20 protein-coding genes are annotated in these 16,801 nt (G+C 33.0%); 4 read left to right on the plus strand and 16 right to left on the minus strand.

Going from position 1 to position 16,801, the window contains the following annotated elements; translation table 11 throughout:
* Window positions 1-8 precede the first annotated feature (8 nt).
* A complete protein-coding gene (locus BK137_RS16105) occupies window positions 9-110 on the plus strand; it encodes a small, acid-soluble spore protein, H family (protein ID WP_425318990.1) in 102 nt (33 codons plus the stop codon).
* A 210-nt stretch (window positions 111-320) separates the two neighbouring features.
* On the opposite strand, the gene BK137_RS16110 is transcribed toward BK137_RS16105, so the two are convergent.
* A complete protein-coding gene (locus tag BK137_RS16110) occupies window positions 321-713 on the minus strand; it encodes a DUF2178 domain-containing protein (RefSeq protein WP_200866438.1) in 393 nt (130 codons plus the stop codon).
* The gene (locus BK137_RS16115; RefSeq protein ID WP_038185121.1) at window positions 706-921 is read right to left on the minus strand and encodes a helix-turn-helix transcriptional regulator; all 216 of its coding nucleotides are present in this window, start codon (window positions 919-921) and stop codon (window positions 706-708) included. Before BK137_RS16115 ends, BK137_RS16110 begins: the two co-directional genes overlap by 8 nt.
* Before the next feature lie 797 nt (window positions 922-1,718).
* On the opposite strand from BK137_RS16115, the gene BK137_RS16120 reads away from it, so the two are divergent.
* Window positions 1,719-2,135 (plus strand): YjdF family protein, encoded by a 417-nt coding sequence (locus BK137_RS16120; RefSeq protein ID WP_038185127.1) that lies wholly within the window; start codon window positions 1,719-1,721, stop codon window positions 2,133-2,135.
* Between the two features lie 649 nt (window positions 2,136-2,784).
* Here BK137_RS16120 and BK137_RS16125 read toward each other — a convergent pair.
* The 9 genes from BK137_RS16125 to BK137_RS16170 form a co-directional block, all read right to left on the minus strand.
* Window positions 2,785-3,885 (minus strand): C45 family autoproteolytic acyltransferase/hydrolase, encoded by a 1,101-nt coding sequence (locus BK137_RS16125; protein ID WP_038185129.1) that lies wholly within the window; start codon window positions 3,883-3,885, stop codon window positions 2,785-2,787.
* Window positions 3,886-4,077: 192 nt separating this feature from the next.
* Entirely contained in the window at window positions 4,078-4,437 is a 360-nt protein-coding gene (locus BK137_RS16130) for a GyrI-like domain-containing protein (protein WP_235175734.1), read from the minus strand.
* Window positions 4,438-4,900: 463 nt separating this feature from the next.
* On the minus strand, window positions 4,901-5,668 hold the full coding sequence (locus tag BK137_RS16135; protein ID WP_038185130.1) for a GNAT family N-acetyltransferase: 768 nt from the start codon (window positions 5,666-5,668) through the stop codon (window positions 4,901-4,903).
* Between the two features lie 303 nt (window positions 5,669-5,971).
* Window positions 5,972-6,844, minus strand: a complete 873-nt coding sequence (locus tag BK137_RS16140; protein ID WP_038185131.1) for a GNAT family N-acetyltransferase — start codon at window positions 6,842-6,844, stop codon at window positions 5,972-5,974.
* An 88-nt stretch (window positions 6,845-6,932) separates the two neighbouring features.
* Complete coding sequence (locus BK137_RS16145; protein WP_038185132.1) at window positions 6,933-7,289, minus strand: cupin domain-containing protein; 357 nt, start codon at window positions 7,287-7,289, stop codon at window positions 6,933-6,935.
* Window positions 7,290-7,581: 292 nt separating this feature from the next.
* Window positions 7,582-8,649: a DUF4085 family protein gene (locus tag BK137_RS16150; RefSeq protein WP_038185133.1), complete on the minus strand. Its 1,068-nt coding sequence runs from the start codon at window positions 8,647-8,649 to the stop codon at window positions 7,582-7,584.
* 271 nt (window positions 8,650-8,920) lie between these two features.
* The gene (locus tag BK137_RS16155) at window positions 8,921-9,508 is read right to left on the minus strand and encodes a DUF2812 domain-containing protein (protein WP_038185141.1); all 588 of its coding nucleotides are present in this window, start codon (window positions 9,506-9,508) and stop codon (window positions 8,921-8,923) included.
* A complete protein-coding gene (locus BK137_RS16160; protein ID WP_038185142.1) occupies window positions 9,495-9,812 on the minus strand; it encodes a PadR family transcriptional regulator in 318 nt (105 codons plus the stop codon). The genes BK137_RS16155 and BK137_RS16160 overlap by 14 nt, the downstream gene beginning before the upstream one ends.
* Window positions 9,813-10,357: 545 nt before the next feature.
* Window positions 10,358-10,933 (minus strand): DUF6434 domain-containing protein, encoded by a 576-nt coding sequence (locus BK137_RS16170; protein WP_038185144.1) that lies wholly within the window; start codon window positions 10,931-10,933, stop codon window positions 10,358-10,360.
* Window positions 10,934-11,276: 343 nt separating this feature from the next.
* Between BK137_RS16170 and BK137_RS16175 the strand changes: the two genes are divergently transcribed.
* Window positions 11,277-11,468 carry a helix-turn-helix transcriptional regulator gene (locus BK137_RS16175; RefSeq protein ID WP_038185145.1) on the plus strand — a complete coding sequence of 64 codons (192 nt, stop codon included), beginning with the start codon at window positions 11,277-11,279 and terminating at the stop codon, window positions 11,466-11,468.
* A gap of 1 nt (window position 11,469) precedes the next feature.
* Complete coding sequence (locus BK137_RS16180; protein ID WP_038185147.1) at window positions 11,470-11,898, plus strand: hypothetical protein; 429 nt, start codon at window positions 11,470-11,472, stop codon at window positions 11,896-11,898.
* A 411-nt stretch (window positions 11,899-12,309) separates the two neighbouring features.
* Here BK137_RS16180 and BK137_RS16190 read toward each other — a convergent pair whose 3' ends face one another.
* The 5 genes from BK137_RS16190 to BK137_RS16210 all read right to left on the minus strand — a co-directional run bounded on the left by BK137_RS16190 (window position 12,310) and on the right by BK137_RS16210 (window position 16,574).
* Entirely contained in the window at window positions 12,310-12,789 is a 480-nt protein-coding gene (locus tag BK137_RS16190; RefSeq protein WP_038185155.1) for an SMI1/KNR4 family protein, read from the minus strand.
* Between the two features lie 179 nt (window positions 12,790-12,968).
* On the minus strand, window positions 12,969-13,286 hold the full coding sequence (locus BK137_RS16195) for an ABC transporter (protein WP_235175735.1): 318 nt from the start codon (window positions 13,284-13,286) through the stop codon (window positions 12,969-12,971).
* Between the two features lie 263 nt (window positions 13,287-13,549).
* On the minus strand, window positions 13,550-14,299 hold the full coding sequence (locus BK137_RS16200; RefSeq protein ID WP_038185157.1) for a class I SAM-dependent methyltransferase: 750 nt from the start codon (window positions 14,297-14,299) through the stop codon (window positions 13,550-13,552).
* A 342-nt stretch (window positions 14,300-14,641) separates the two neighbouring features.
* On the minus strand, window positions 14,642-15,145 hold the full coding sequence (locus BK137_RS16205) for a GNAT family N-acetyltransferase (RefSeq protein WP_081730091.1): 504 nt from the start codon (window positions 15,143-15,145) through the stop codon (window positions 14,642-14,644).
* Window positions 15,146-15,476: 331 nt separating this feature from the next.
* A complete protein-coding gene (locus BK137_RS16210) occupies window positions 15,477-16,574 on the minus strand; it encodes a phosphotransferase enzyme family protein (RefSeq protein WP_179078283.1) in 1,098 nt (365 codons plus the stop codon).
* Window positions 16,575-16,801: the final 227 nt, after the last annotated feature.

Consider the following 16,801-nt stretch of genomic DNA (forward strand, 5'->3'; position numbering starts at 1 on the left):
GTATCTACATTGAGCACGTGGATAAACAAAATGGAACAGCTACAATCCATCCCCTTGATGAACCAAATAAAAAACAAAGTGTTTCTATAACCAGCTTAAAAGAACAGTAATTCCCTCGATTTAATAATAAACCTCCACTTTCGGGTGGTGGTTTATTGTTCTATTAAGTTCAAGTCCCATCTTATTAATCAATCTATCCCCTTGTTGACCTATCCTGCCCCGTTAGTTGAAGAAGAAAAAAGAGCTGTCTGAACAGCTCATAGATATTCTACTAAAGCACCCGTTAGTTCAAACAGGAGTTTCATTATTAGTAGGTTATATTATTTATACTTCCTTGAATATACAAACTCTGTAATCGGAAGTGTCACAAATGTAAGACCGACCACAATAAGCAAAGGATAATTCTCAATATCATTAAATTTAGTTGCTCCTTCAGAGATAAACAGAATTAAACCTGACAATATCATTAATGCAAAGTAACCTATCTTAGCACTTTGGGTTTCAATATGCTTATCTAATTCGTCCTTCTCTTTAGGACCTTCGTGGCTGCCCCAAGTAAGAGAATTAACAAAGTATGCTAAGGAAAGAAAACTAAAAAATATTAACCCACCATCTATAGTTCCCAATCGTACCCATCTGTATATAGTGATCCCCGCAAGCGTACAAAATAAAGTAAATGTTAAAACAACGATGATTTTTTTTGATTTATCCACTCTTTTTTCCTCCATTCTCCAATGGTATAAATAAATCCTCCATAGTGATTCCTAAATACTTCGCTATATCAAATGCCAACTGTAAACTTGGGTCATACTTGTTGTTCTCGATTGCGTTAATCGTCTGCCTACTTACATTACATAACTCTGCTAATTTCCCTTGTGAAAAACTGTTTTTTTCTCTGTATTCTTTAATTCTGTTTTCCATTCTATATGCCACCGCCATATCCCTAAGGTGTAAAAAACCTTTTACACCTATATAATAAAATAAGACAAAGGAAGTGTCAAACGTTTTTTACACCTTCTTTGTCTTGTGATTATAGAACTTGACTCTTATTCAACTAAACTGCCCCGTTAGTTTAAGTACATTCTTTCACAATCTCAATATTGATAGTAACAAAAATTCCCAATATAAAATCAATCTTTTTTACAAATCTACACTTTATTCAGGTTCAACTCGAGCGAAAACCGCTTTATCTTCATTTATTCCTTCTAATTTGCTCGATTTTCAGTCGTTTTTGCGTTAATCCTTCTTTCCGTTCCAATATATCACAACAAAAAAAGCATTATTCACTATCTATGTATAGTTTCCACAACATGAATCACTTTTATCCCTAAGGCTTCCCCTTTAGTTGAATAAAAAAACCTGTTTGAATAGCTCCAAGATCTTCAACTAAGCACCCGTTAGTTTAAGTGTGATTCTTCACAAATTCTTAGATATTCGCAATGAATAGCGGATCGCACCATAATTATTAATTTACTCATATTGTTCAGTAGTTAGATTTCTACTTTATGAGATTTTCTTTTTTTGTATCAATTTCAAGTCAACTAATAATTAAAATCTAAGTTTTGCATTACAAAAATTACCAAATGGTTTATAATACATATTTGAATGAAAAAATACGATTCGGTTGGTAGTCCGAATGCATCACAATTTTGATGTCAATAACCTTCCCCTCCTTGGGATGTCCATCATTCGAGATTAATATTAAGGAGGGACCTACTATGAAACTAACCATTTGTTATGATGGGCAATTTTATATAGGGCTAATAGAAAACATTTCCGAAAACAAATACAAAGCATACCGGTATATTTTTGGAAAAGAACCTAAAGATCAAGAGGTCTATGATTTTGTAAATACGAATTTGTTGGATTTTATCAAAAATAATGATAAACATAGTGGAATACCTATCCAACAAAATAAAGTAAAAAAAATCAACCCTAAAAGACTTCAAAGAAAAGTGGCGAAAGAACTTAAAAAACCTAGTATTTCTACTAAGGCTGACGAAGCGCTTAAAGCCGAATTGGATCTTAGAAAAAAAGAAAAATCTGTTACCTGCAAACGACTAAAAGAAGAACGTAAAGAATATATTAGGAATATCAAAGTTCAAAAGTCTAAAAATAAACATAAAGGTAGGTAATGCATTCTTTTTACTGACAACATTAGTTGTCAGTTTTTTTATTAGTTGATTACTGCACATTTTCTTTTAGATATTCAATCAATATAGTTATGAAATTTATAGTTTCACTTTGTTATTATCTGTTTAAATTAACCTTCTACTCCTTCATATTCAACTAAACTGCCCCTTTAGTTCAATAAGAAAAAAAGAGCTGCATATGCAACTCAATGATCTTCAAGTAAAGCACCCGTTAGTTCAATAAAGAAAAAGCTATGTTATAGGAAAAGGTTGATTTATAACGTTAAAGAATCCACTGTATATGCAAGATTTTATTCAAAATATGAACCAGTGCAATTTCTTTTGAACAGCATTGAAAGCTTTGTTGTATCTAAGTTCAAACGATAGTGCATAATAAGGTGTATATGAATGAAATATAGAAAAACACTTAATACATTGGTATGACAACGTTTTAAGTGTTTTATTTCGTCCCAAAACTTTGATTTGGGAACGTTTATTGGTTTTATTTTGTATACTTTATAAATCCTTGTTGCACTAAAGCACTCCGTTTAGTTTAAGTACACTTATTCACAACTTAAATATTTTATACTCTCAATAATAGCAAGAAAAAACGCTTCACTTTAAATACTAGCTATGATTTTATATTTAATTATTATCTCAATATTCTCCAAAAGTCAGGTCCATAGTTCTTGTTCCAAAATTCAACTGGGATTTGTTTTTTTGAAAAATGATCACCGACGTTCATCTTATATAATTTATTTTTTAAAGGAGAACCATAGGAACATTCAAGTTGGCGATCAGTAAGATTAAACAAAACTGAATGAACTGTTCCAAAGTTCTCTTTGTAATTATGAATGGATAGCCCTTTTGGAAACTCCGTTGAAAGAAGCTCTTTCATTTCGCATGTAGTTCTTTTACCATTGGCACTAAATTTATTCTCTAAAATAGTATATCGTAGTTGGGAATGTTCTAGCTTACCTGGTTCAATACTTTCAATTTCAGGAAAAAGCCCATGGTTTGTTGCAATTAGATAGTCTAGTTCTGCTTTTTTAACTAATGTCACTCCGTCGTATGTTCCAACTAAAGCTGCCTCACCATTGGTATCCGCTAAAAGTAAATTCATGTTCGTTCCCACAGGCATGCTTTTCACTGTACGGACAGCTTCTTCAATATTTTCACACGTCTCTAGTACAGCCCTAACCACCACCATGAACTGTAGCCCAGAAACTACTGGTTCTCTCATACCGGGATATTTGCCTATTGGCATGCCACACGAAGCAAATGCTACACATAGACCTTTCTCGTTTAATCCCTCACTTCGACCAAATGTAGAAACTGAGAAACCAGTATGCGTGTATCTTCCATCTACTTTAGTTGTACAAAGGCGCATATCCGAAATCTCAGGTGAGAGGTCATAGTTTCTTAATACATAAGTCTTTCCATCTACTGTTTTTGAGGGCAAAATTGCGCCTAGGCTACAGCCTCCTGGTATTAACCATGCATCATTATAAAACTTTAATTGATTTGGTTTATAGCCAAATTCTTCTGCAAAACCTTCTAATTCCTCATTTAATCCCGGGCAGTACTCCTCGATTTGGGATTTCATTTCAAGGTACGCTTTGTCGGAATCAGGTTGTTCCCTAAAAAAAATTTCCTTAGCATGTGTACTCTCACGGTATTCTAATGCCTGCTGTTTTCCAATTTCATACGAACTTCCTTTTAGATAAGCAAATTTCCCTGTATGCTTGTTCATTCCAAGCTCCCCATTCTGCATTTTAATAGCAAGCCATATATACCTTGCTATTAACAGAATAAACCCTCCATCAACTGGAGAGTTTAGCTCAATTCGTTATTCAATTATTCTACGTCTTTACCTTTACAAACACTTTTGTCAAAAAATAATTTGGGTGCATCTCATTATTCGGTTTAATATTTATTGGATCCACTACTTGGGTGGGACGAGTCCCTTTATGTACTGTTCCATATACATACCTTCAACGTGCAGTGATTGTTCTTCCACCCATCTCTTTAAACGTTTGTAACCGTAGTGAAGTTCTGAATACGGTCCTTTCACATTGACACATGCATACATTCCTCCAGGCAATACGGTGAGATACTCCTCATTTTTATCGTTTTTTATGGGGAAAAGTAATTCAACATCTGCTTTCTTTCGTTTCCAGTCTTTTTGATGAAAAATAGCTAGTAGGGGCCCCTCCGTATCAAACTTATAGGCATATATCCTTTCAAACAACATTTTAACGAGTCTGTCTATGTCAATAATGTTTATTGTTTTACGAATAGACACAACCCATATATCTTGTCGTTCCTCTATGTAACAACTTGATAGCGTGGGTTCAGAAATGAATGCTTCCTTATTCTTTATGAAATTCCTCATTTCTTGAATATTGCTAATTTTCTTGCCGAGTTGCTCTTGTTGATACTTTAATTCCTCTGTTTTTTTCTTTAATTACTAAAAAACCTCATACTTGTTACATAAAAAAAAATAATCCAATGAGGCATAAATCTTCCCAAAGCGTCGTTTGGTCACATTTCTTTACTTAGCGTTGTAAATCCCCATAATTCTGAAAGTACTCTTTGTTGCACTAAACTGCCCCGTTAGTTCAATAAGAAAAAAGAGCTGCATTTGCAACTCAATGATCTTCAAGTAAAGCACCCGTTAGTTGGAGAAGATTTCAGTTATTATTTAACAACAATCGCTTAATTGTTTCTTGTAGTAAACTACCCCGTTAACTTATTAAGAAATCTCCTTATTCAAATACAACCATTTCTCCGACATCTATAAACCCAAAGCGCTTATAGATATTTTTCCCATCCTCCGATGCTTGTAAAACAACGGGTTTTTGTTTATCTTTTGTCTGAGTAAGAAGGTAATGAAACATTTCACTGCCATATCCTTTACCTCTAAATGTTTCTTTTGTCATAACATCATAAATACCATAACTTTCTTTGCTATCTATTAGTAAACCAGTAGATACAGTTATTTCACCGACGCGTCCAATAAACATTTGAATTTCTGAACCTAAATTTACTTCAGAAAACTTATTAAAATAATTTTCCAACGCATCTTTTTCTGGTGTACCTTCAAATAGGCTTATAAAAACTTCTTTATATTCCTTAAGTTCTTCAAAATTTCTCACATGAGTAATCATAAGCTGATGGGACTTTCTTTGACCGACATTAAGGGTATTTTCAAGTTTCATCATTACATTACGTTCTGCTTCTTTTAGGTCGTATTCTTGCATCAGGTCTTGCCAGCCAGCGTTCAAATACCGAGAGTCAATCCACGTACTAAAGGGATATTCTTTTAGATGCATATTTTCGATGCTACTTCTAATATTAATTGCATTTTTTATATGTGAAGATTTCGGCAAAAGTACATTGAATGTATCAGTGGGTATTTCTGTATTCGCCAAAACGAAATTTTCTTCTTTGATAAGCTTTCCATTAACCGCATGAGTGAATATTCTTATTTTTTCTTCAAAATTGTTTATAACTAATTGTTGATTTGCAATCATTATTTTGCTCCTTCAAATTATATTCAGCGCGCGCTCTTTTTTATTATAGGAGCAATTCAATTATAATAATACAATGTTCACAGTTTTTATATCCTCCCATAATTTTCAGAAAACTTAAAGCACACTGGTTTATTTACACCACAAGCTGGCCGTTTGTTGAAAGAATGACTCGCATTCTTTCAACAACTTTATTATTCTTTAAACGACTTTATTGTAAGTTAAACACCTTTTTTTGTCACTGTACTGTTGTATAATTCTTATTGAACTAAAGCCACCGTTAGTTGAAGAAGGATATTGCTATCCCTAACCAAAGATTTGTGCAGTAATAGCAAATAACTCTTTATTCCTATATGGCATATTAACAGAGTTCTTTATCATTATAGGAGGATTACTATCTTTTATAAATCCACTTTTCTCCAAGAACAGCATTAACTCGTCATTACTGGATGGCACATCAATCCTTAACTTTCCTTGATGATTAAGAACTAACCCATCGATTATTAAAGCAGCTGTTTGTGAATCTGGTGCTACAATAGGTCCTATTAATAAATTTACTGGACCTAATATGGATAATCCAAACCCAATAATCTTCCCCTTTGAATTTCTAACAACTAAACATTGTTTTGATTGATTTATCCTGTTAAGAAGTAATTTTCTTCTCTTATCACCAAATGCAGCCGAATCTAATTCAATAAGTTCATTAAAATCATTCTCACTGTATTTCTCTAAGGTAAATTCTCGATGATTATTAAACAATTTAGTTGGAATATAATTGTCACTTAAATACTTATGTACAGAATCGACAGTTATAAAACCCAAGTTTTCATATAAGGGTTTCCCATCCTCAGTTGAAATTAACATTATTGAGGTATTTTGAGAAACACTTTCTATACATTTCTGAGTAGCCTTTTTTCCTAAGCCTAAACCTCTATATTCTTCATTAACAATAACCATACCAATTGAAGCTAAATTAGTATCATAAGGTATTATTGCGGCACTAGAAACAATATTCCCAACAGCATTTTTATGTCCGTATATTTTACCAGATGACATAACAGTTCTGATTTCATGTTCATCATAATCCCAGCCAACTGATGTAGAAAGTTCTACCAAACCTAAAACATCATATTTATCAAATTCCACTAATTCTAATACTGTTTTATTGTCTATATGCATTAGAAATCCCCCTAATTTTATTTCTATTCTTAGCGTAATTTACCATCTAGCCTTGTTCAACTAAACTGCCCCGTTAGTTGAATAATATCTATTTCTTTAATGGCATAAATAAGGAAGGATTTAACTCGACACTTTCAATTACAATAGCAGTTAATCCTTTATCTGATTTTGTTTCATGCCATTCATCTTTTTCCCAAAATACAGCATCTCCAGACTGAACTTTAAAATATTCTTCGCTATCATTACGAACATACCCTTCTCCTGTTATTACTACCAAAAGTTGAGGTACTACTGCTTGATGGAACCCTACAATACCATTTTGGTCTAAGTGCATACATCCTATATTAGTTGCTTTATCTGTTTGAATAATACGAGACATAATAAAATTCGAATCAAATTTTGAAATTCTCTTACCACTATCTTTACTAAATTTATAAAACTCCATTATGTACCCCCAATGAATTAGTATATATAATACTTATTCAACCACATTGAACGATTGTCCTTTAATTCTTCTTCAACTAACCTGCCCCATTAGTTGAAGAAGAAAAGTGAAGCTTATTCAACAATTGCGCCCTTTAATGGAGTAATGTAGGATAATCTATTAGCTCGGCTAGTAAAAGAAAAGATGTTTTTCAGGTATAAAAAATTTTCGATAAAATAAATCTCAAGCTATACTAGCTTAAATAAAAACAAAAAGGCTGTTCAATTGGAGAACGTTTTGAACAGCACTCTTCTTATTCCCTAAGCCATTTCAGTTTTACATCATCCTCTAAACAACCGAATTGATCGAAATGGCTTGCTATAATGCCAAAATACATATTTTCATCTGCGCTTACATCGACGTTACGTAGCGCATCATTAACGATATATGCAGCATCCTCTCCTAGTGCAAAAATTGTGTTGAAGGCACGTACTCGTATATTTTGGTCTAAATCAAACATAGCAAATAACAACTCATCAGTCGGAATAGGCTCACTAAAATGAGCATATGGATCTTCATAAGTAGCACAATAAATTCGCTCTCTTGCCTCCTCAAAGGTATCACCAAGTAATACCCCTCCAGCAAAAATCCCATTATCCGTTTGCGAAAGATTAGCCAAATCAATCTCTACAAAGTGCATATCTTTTACAATATAGTAATTGTCATCTAGATTTAGCGCAATAACATAATCATCCCACGTCGCGACTTCTTCCGGTTCAATATAAACTGCAGGACGATACAAGTATTTTGCTGTCACATCTTTAAAGAAAATCGTCCATTCAGCATAAGGGCTACCAAAACTAGATAAAACTCGTAATGCAAATCTACTTTTGATCTTTATTAGTTCGTCATACACGTAATAGCCTTCAAGATTACCTTCTGTTTGTGCATCATGAAAAACTAACTGCACAATTGACTCGACTGTAAACCCTCCACTCATATCTAATAGAAGCGTAAAATTATTTCCTTGTTGCTCAGCATTCAAAATTTTACCATCATGAAATGATTGTGAAAAAACGGTTTGTGCAGACGGATTAAAGCGTTCAACAATTGCTTCACGCTTTTCATAAATAGCATTACTCTTAGTTGTGAACTGCTCAATTGTCACATTGCACCATTCTTCAAACACTTCCATTAAAGTATCATTTCGAAATAAAGTTCGTTCAATAATTCCCGACTGAAACTTTTGTGGTAAAACATCTATATACTCGGCTAAATGCTCATATAAATGATTTTCAAATTCAGCATCGAACTCTTCCTCAAATGGATATGTATGTGCTGCGTTGAATACTTCCTGTCGTTCACGTGTTAAGAAAAACATCATTCCACTCCTTTTTAGTAGTATAGCGAATAATAATGAATAAATATTATAATAGATACTTCCGTTTATTCTTCTAAACTCTAAGGACTTGAACTTCAGAATCTTGTTCAACTAACCTGCCCCGTTAGTTCAAGAAGAAAAAGGCTCTACTCCTTATTGAAGTAAAGCCCCGTTAGTTGAATAAGAAAAGGGACGCTTATTCAACAATCGCGCTCGATTGTGGTAGATACATTATCCTCAATTACTTCTTTGAATTAAAAAAAGTTCATAATTAACCTCCTCGCATTATTTTTAATATTGAATACTTTCGATAAGTTTTATAGAAATTGACACCAAAAAAAACAAACAGAAATGTGGAAGACAACTTCAAAAGGACAAACGGAGTTTCAAATAAAAATGCCTTCCAAAATAATGAACCTTTCATACTCCAAAGACCTTCATGATATAATCCCGAATCCTTGTAAAACATATAAGAATAAGCTAAACACAGTATAACCATCCAAAATGAATAATTCATTAATTTTTTATAATGATTATCCTTTGATTGGCGATCCGAGAAGATTTCATTTTGATCATCATCTTCTTTTTGCCAATACCGTACTCCACTAAGCCAGGGCCCCTTTATATAGTTCCAACCGAAATCCTCATATATCCCTTTGTATTCAACCAACTTTTTCTTAGGTAAATAATCTTGATAATCAAGTCGTATAACATATCCCTTGTCAGTTCCCTTGTCAGTTTTTTTGAAAGTGTATATTCCTAATCCACTAATATTTGTACAACGATAGCCTTTTTGTAATTGCTCGTTCAGCCATTGCTCCTCTTTTTCGATATCAAAAAATATTTTAAATTTCTTCATTCGATTCACTTCCTTCGTATAGGGATAAAATATGCAATAACCTGTTTTGTTCCATTTTCAAAATGGCGCTTCCTTCTGCAGTTATCATATAAACTTTTCTCCGACCTGACTCTCCAACAGGTTCAATCCAACCATGATTATTCAAGTTTTCAATCGCACCGTATAATGTACCAGCTGCTAAAATAACATTACCATTACTTATCTTTTCTATCTTCTGCATTACGGCATAGCCATGGAGTGGCTCACGCAGAGCTAATAAAATATAATGCATGGTTTCAGACAACGGTAATAATTTATGTTTCATATCCTCACCCTCTATTCAGTTCAGCTATATAGTTCAACTTAATAATAACATAATACAGTTCAACTGAATAGTCAACAACATTTTCAAAATTAGTCAAAGGAACTTAAAGTAAAAAGCCTGATAACAAGGGGGAAATCAATCTAAAAAGTCGCTTTCCTTACGTAAGGGAAAGCGACTTTTTGTGTAGTCTTATTCAATTAAATGGCCCGATTGTTGAACTAAAGTTAAACAACACTCTTCAACTAACCTGCCCCGTTAGTTTAAGTGTAAAGGTTCACAATCTATTTTATTTAGTGGGTTCCAACATAGCAGTACATTAGAGCAAAGATAAAAATAAACGTTAAGACTGCTCCTAAAACATTTTGGTTATGAGTGCTTTTTCCATTCTTTAGGTTCTTCAAAAAAGTAGTAAAATTTAAAAACCATAAAACGCCTAATAATGGTATGACAAGCCAAAGCATAAATAACATAAATTAGTCCTCTCCTTCCCATTAACAAAGTCTTCTTGAACTAACCTGCCCCTTTAGTTGAAGAAGAAGAAGGGATCAAGAATTACTTTTCGATATGTATTTATTTTCTCCTGGCAACTTCTTTATCTCTTTCCAAGCAGCAATAGCATCTTCTCGCTTTTTCCCTTTGTTTTCAGGATCAGTAAAGTAATCTCGTGTAAATTGATTATATTCAAATTGAGAACTAATTGTTGTGATGTATGAAGGGTCTTTCTTACGACCCTCTTCTTCATACCAGGCAGCAATTACTTCTTGATATGTCTTTCCTACATTTTCTTTAAAATAGTTTTGAATATGTGTGGAAAAATGAAATTTAGGAATTTGTGATTTAAAGAATGCCCTTACTGCCTGACTACAACGATGCTCTTCTGTAATAATTGTATATAGGCTCAATTCCTTTGATTTGGAAGACTTTTGGTAAGAATTTTGTTTTCTCGATGGTTTAACGATTTTTCCTGTTTGAAGAAAGAACACAATTCTATCTGTGATTTCAACTTTTGAACCTGAAGTACTTAACCCATTTTCTCTACAAAAAACCTGTAGTTCTTCTTTTAACCAGTAAAAATTTCTGAAATCTTTTTCATTCAAATCCTTTGATAATATGGGTCGCATTTCATTCACCTCTTTTGTATTTAAATCCCATTATAGAATATTGGTTTCCAAATGTCCTTGCTAATATTTTTTTTAACTCTTCTTGTACTAAACTGCATCTTTAGTTGAACAAGAAAAAATGAGCTGTATGAACAGCTCATTAATCTTTTGCTAAAGCACCCGTTTATAGAAGACAAAATCTAGATAATTGGTTGGGATGGTAATGGAGAATAACCGCAATAAATTTGTGGTATCTAATAAAAAATTAATATTAAATTCGTAAAAGTTCTTGAAGTATTTAACAAATTAATGTAATGTATAACTTGCATATGTAATATATAAATTACATCGTTAGGAGGTATATATGGTTAATAAAATTAAATTAGCTAGAATGGAAAAAGGGCTAACTCAGTCTCAATTAGCTGAGGCTGTCGGTGTTACTCGACAAACAATAGGTTTGATTGAAAAAAATGCCTATAATCCTAGTTTGCAACTCTGTCTTGCAATAGCCAAAAAACTTAATAAAACACTAAATGATTTATTTTGGGAGGAATAACATGAATATTTTCAACTTACTTGCGCAAGATGAATATCGTCAACAACGAACTTCAAGATTTATTGTAGAAGGTGCTTTGTTTCAGCTCATTTTATCTTTTATTATGATAGCGTTGTATCTTAATACAGAAATAAAGCCTTTGATTTTACTCGCTATTCCAGTATTTTTCTTTTTAATTTATATTGTTTTGCGTTATATTATATCTGGAATTGAATATTCGGAAGTATTTTCAAAAGATGAATATATGCAAATGAAAAAGAGAAATATCTTTCGATCAATTGGTTTTGCTACAGTATTTGCAGTAATGATGATACTAGTTAAAAGTTCGATTTTTGAAAGTATAGCTGTTGCTTTTATCGCTGGTGTATTGTGGTTAATAATGGATACTATATCGCTTAGTAAGTCCTATCGAAAAAATCAGGAACTTTAAACTTTATATATATGAAGTATGTGATACAAAAAATGTAATAATGATTAAAAGTTTATATTATAAAAAAAGACCACTCCATAACGGGCGGTCTTTTTTTTGTTGTCTTTTATATATGGTAGTGTACAGTAATGGGACAATGTTTACGTGAGGATATTGCAAAGATGTTTGGTAAGTTCCAATACTGCTTGCTGTACATAATTTAACAACCATTCTCAATCCCTTTACTTCTTCACGCTTTTCCATTCTATTCTTCTTTAATATCTAATATTAATCACTTCAAATTAAACTATCCTACCCTAAATTGAATAAAAAAGAGCTGTATAAACAGCTCTAAGATCTTATACTAAAGCACCCGTTAGTTTAAGTACATTTATTCACAAACATTAAATTTTAAAGGGCTATTCAACAATTTTACTTTTTTATAGTCGCAACTAGGAAAAGGTCGGATAATTTTTTTACAACAGTTAGTTTATTTTCAATTATCATTTCAGTCTCTTCACCATATTCATGATTTAATAAATAGACAGGAGGATTATTTCCTTCGTGTATATTTATTGCGTAAGGATTTCCAATACCTATTTCTAATCCAATACAAATATAACCGTTTTTATGTACTGCACATCCAGGAACATATAATGAACATTCTTCAATCATACACTGTGGATTCAAGAATTGTATTCGTAATTGAGCTTCTTCATCTTCCTCATCTAGAGGAACAATCAATTCACTATCACACACTTCTACCGTAGTCATTAATTCTATCAACCATTCTGGTAGTTTAATATCTAGTTTTTCATTTAGGTCATTTATTTCGCCAACTGTCGATATCCTAGTGGATGTTCCAGACCTTTGAATCATTTCTTTAGCATTTTTAATTACTTCATTAACCAACGTGACTCCTCCATACAATTAGATATATTTACTTCTTCTTTAATTAACGTCCCGTTTCTAATTTCTTTCCATAGAATACTTGACCTATCCAATCTTAACAATGTATTTCCTGATTTTATATATGTAATATTTTTCTTATTCAACTAAACTGCCTCGTTAGCACAATAAGAATAAAGTTATTATTTAATCCTTAAATGCCTTTTGAACTCCGCAAATGGAGTAGCATAGGGGTCTTTAAACTTCTTAATATGATTTGTTAGAATAGACATATTCTCATCAAGGAAAGGATGTATTTCAGTGGTATCAGCAATACCATACAGTTTAATTAAAAAATAAAGGGTTTGCCATATCAAAAAGTCATCATCTAACTTCAATAAGACCTCAACGACAATCGGAATATAGTTAAATGCTTCGTCAGAAGACATTTCCTTTGTAATTAATTCAAAAGAATTACTAAAATACCACTCATCCTTGTCTAATTTTTCTTCCCATTCCACATATACCGCCAATAATCTGTTATCCGTTTTAATCACGTCCCAATGTTCAATTTGCTATACATATATTATCAATTATTCTTCAACTAAACTACATCGTTAGTTCAATAAAAAAAAGAGCTGCCTATGCAACTCCATGATCTTCAAGTAAAGCACCCGTTAGTTGAAGTAAAAAATGCACCAAAAGCGTGGTTTGGAAAGTTTTCTTCGTAGAGTCACCAAAGTATGATTTGGGAACGTTATGATAATTTAAATATGCATATAATTTACTTTAATCGTGCATGAACAACCATTGAAATACTATTTGCATCAAATAATGCTTTTTTCCATGAGCCATATATACTGATTAACTCAAAGCCATGTTGTTGCAAAACACGTTTTAGCTCTAATGGATACGTATATCGTAGTTTAATACTATCTTTATACTCATTTTTTGAAGATATGTATGTTGAAGTACACTCTAAAATTTGATTCAAAGGATTATATACTTCCTGACTGATAACTTTTGTTATTTCTCCATTTTGCTCAATCGATTCTTCAGAAATATCAACGTTTAAAAGTTCATGTAAAATAGGATTTCTCGTATCAAAAATAAATTCGCCTTTTGTGTTTAAATGCCTTTTGACTGAGATGAATAGGGCATCTTGACTCTCATTAGTTAAGAAATGTTGGAAGGAGTTACCCGTCATATATATAAAGTTTGATTTGATAGGCAAGTTTAATTTTGTACAATCCTGAACGCTTAAGTGAATGTTAAGACCTTCAGCATCAGCTTTTTCTTGTGCATACTTCAACATTCCTGCATCAATATCAACACCATATACTAAGTGTCCTTGTTTTGCTAAAGGTACTGCTAAACGACCTGTTCCACAAGCAAGTTCAATAATTGATTGATTACTCCCACCTAAATGAGCTTCGATGAATTCTAAATCTGCCGTATAACTTTTATAGGTCTCATCATATTCCCCTGGATTTGCATATTTGGACAAATTATCGCTAAATTCATTATTAGTCATAGATTAAGCTCCTTTTTGGATTTTTATGAATATTCATTATATCACTTTCCCAAGCCTTCCCAAAGCGCCGTTTGGTAACAATTCTTTCCTGAACGTTGTAAATCTGCATAAATCTAACGAGACTCCTTATTCAACTAAAGCACCCGTTAGTTTAAGTGAAATTCTTCACAAACTTTAATTGTTATATTAAATCACATCTAGTATATAAATTAACGCTCACCTGAAGCTTTTAACTAGAACTATTCCAACTATTAGAAGCCTCCACTTTAGAAGGGTATTATCTGTAATAAATATTAGGAGAACTACACTAATGATTGGGACAGCTAGTTCAATAAGACATTGTTATGATATTGAAAATACGTTTACGCTTTTCCCTCCTAATATTATTTTCTTCTCCATTACCATTCCTATATTTTTAGCTACTTTTTGCGAAACGACATTCTCAGGCTGAATTAAAGCGATAAATCTTTGTTTATTTAGATGTTCTTTTCCATATTTCCAAAGTGCAATCGCAGCTTCTGTTGCATATCCTTGTCCCCAATAATCTCGAGCGATCCAATACCCTATTTCTATTTCCACTTCATTTTCAATTACTTGTGGAACGAGACCAGCGTGCCCAATAAGAACATTGTCTTCTTTTCGAACTAACAGCAATAATCCCAAATTATCACCAAATTTGTATGTACTATATATCCAGCTTAAAAAATTCTTCCCACCGTATATGTTTCTTGTCTCTCCATTTCCAATAAATTTAACCATTTCAGGGTCAGTTAATAAGGACATAAGGAAATCAAAATCATCATCCGTATACGGACGAAATAACAGTCTTTCAGATTCAACAGGCAATAAAAACATCCTTTCTATCAGTAAATTAAGGGAATATTATTCAACTAACTTCCCCTTTAGTACAATCGATTCAACAAAAAGAGCGTTAATCCTTCTTGGATCAACGCACCCGTTAGTTGAATAAGAATAATTTTAAGTAGCAATATTTATAGAAAATAAAATACGGTCTTGTCCCGGACCAGCTTAATCAGTTTTTAAGGATACGGAAAAACCCATTGATTTATGAAATGAGATAGAACCCTCGTTAACTGGTGTAGTAATGCAACGGACAGTACAACAACCTTGCTATTGTTCTATGATTATATAGTCGTCATCTTCGGCAATTGGTGGATTAAATTTTTCGTTCCTCACACTCGAAAGGTTCTTCGCACGAGAAAACTTCATGGAAAAACCCAAAATACGGGATATCATCTTCAAGGCATTTTATTCTATATGACAACTCCTCATCGCACTTCAGCTCTTCACCGTTGTTCCGCATTACCTCGAATGCATCTACAATATTTTCTATGAGGGTTATTTGGATGAATAAGGACAATTTATCCAACATCAAATCCTCGTTTTTGGTCTCGGATGTGTATCCCTCTAGTACTGTTCTGAAATAATCATCCATAAAGTTTTTTCGTTTACCGGCGTCTGGCTCAAATTGTATCCAGCCCATTCCGAGTGTCCAGAGATTTGCCAAGTCATACATATACCAACAGAAACATGAATTATCGAAGTCAAATACAGTGATTTGTCCGGTATCAAAGTCAATCATATAATTACCATCACTATAATCAAAATGTACCATCCCGAAAGACTCAGAGTTCTTGTCCAATCGTTCTAAAGTTTTAAGGAGCTCTACCATCTTCTCCTTAAGCAGTGATAGCGTACCAGGTATCAGTTTATCGATATACTCGACATTGTATTTATCGAAAAAACTATACCGGCGATGGACGGGAGCATAGCCTTTCGACAATTGGTGCAGCTTACCCAGAACTTTACCGCAGTTATAATAGTATTCCGTAATAGGAACTCCTTCGCGATACTGATAATGATTTTCTACCAGCCTTTTTCCCCTAGCCTTTTCGAACAGGCAGACAAAAAAGGTGTGATTATTATGAGTAATCTCTTCCAGTAGATTTCCCTTCCGGGAGCTGATTACATTCGAGACACTACCGCCATGCTCGAATAAATATTGGATATATTCAACTTCGCCCAACAAATCCTCTCGGCTCCTGTCATTTAAATAGGCGATTCTGAGTATTTTTGCACTAGCGCCCTCTTTCTCACAGTTATAAACGACATTCCGCCCTCCGGCATGAGCATTAATTAGACTTGTTTCATAGCCTTCCAACACGTACAACTCTGATACTAGTGGACTTAAATAAGCTTCGTATATTTCAGCAACTTCATTATGATTAATAATATCTCCTCCAACTGACTTCATTTTCACCCAAGGCGGGTGTTTGTTCAAAAGTTTACATGCTTTAACTTATTCAACACCTTTCCAAAAAAACCTTCTTATTCAACTAAACTGCCCCGTTAGTTCAATAAAGAAAAAAGATCTGCATATGCAACTCTATGATCTTCAAGTAAAGCACCCGTTAGTGAAAAAGCGACTGTTAGCTGGTTTAGTTTAACTAAGAAGTTATTTTTATCATATATTATAATTAT

This window comes from Viridibacillus arenosi (assembly GCF_001955655.1).
In the GTDB taxonomy this organism is placed as follows: domain Bacteria; phylum Bacillota; class Bacilli; order Bacillales_A; family Planococcaceae; genus Viridibacillus; species Viridibacillus arenosi.

Bases quoted from the DNA above. Each gene is read 5' to 3' on its own strand.
- BK137_RS16115 (WP_038185121.1), bottom strand. From the start codon at position 921: ATGGAAAACAGAATTAAAGAATACAGAGAAAAAAACAGTTTTTCACAA.
- BK137_RS16120 (WP_038185127.1), top strand. From the start codon at position 1,719: ATGAAACTAACCATTTGTTATGATGGGCAATTTTATATAGGGCTAATA.
- BK137_RS16125 (WP_038185129.1), bottom strand. From the start codon at position 3,885: ATGAACAAGCATACAGGGAAATTTGCTTATCTAAAAGGAAGTTCGTAT.
- BK137_RS16135 (WP_038185130.1), bottom strand. From the start codon at position 5,668: ATGATTGCAAATCAACAATTAGTTATAAACAATTTTGAAGAAAAAATA.
- BK137_RS16140 (WP_038185131.1), bottom strand. From the start codon at position 6,844: ATGCATATAGACAATAAAACAGTATTAGAATTAGTGGAATTTGATAAA.
- BK137_RS16145 (WP_038185132.1), bottom strand. From the start codon at position 7,289: ATGGAGTTTTATAAATTTAGTAAAGATAGTGGTAAGAGAATTTCAAAA.
- BK137_RS16150 (WP_038185133.1), bottom strand. From the start codon at position 8,649: ATGTTTTTCTTAACACGTGAACGACAGGAAGTATTCAACGCAGCACAT.
- BK137_RS16155 (WP_038185141.1), bottom strand. From the start codon at position 9,508: ATGAAGAAATTTAAAATATTTTTTGATATCGAAAAAGAGGAGCAATGG.
- BK137_RS16160 (WP_038185142.1), bottom strand. From the start codon at position 9,812: ATGAAACATAAATTATTACCGTTGTCTGAAACCATGCATTATATTTTA.
- BK137_RS16170 (WP_038185144.1), bottom strand. From the start codon at position 10,933: ATGCGACCCATATTATCAAAGGATTTGAATGAAAAAGATTTCAGAAAT.
- BK137_RS16175 (WP_038185145.1), top strand. From the start codon at position 11,277: ATGGTTAATAAAATTAAATTAGCTAGAATGGAAAAAGGGCTAACTCAG.
- BK137_RS16180 (WP_038185147.1), top strand. From the start codon at position 11,470: ATGAATATTTTCAACTTACTTGCGCAAGATGAATATCGTCAACAACGA.
- BK137_RS16200 (WP_038185157.1), bottom strand. From the start codon at position 14,299: ATGACTAATAATGAATTTAGCGATAATTTGTCCAAATATGCAAATCCA.
- BK137_RS16210 (WP_179078283.1), bottom strand. From the start codon at position 16,574: ATGAAGTCAGTTGGAGGAGATATTATTAATCATAATGAAGTTGCTGAA.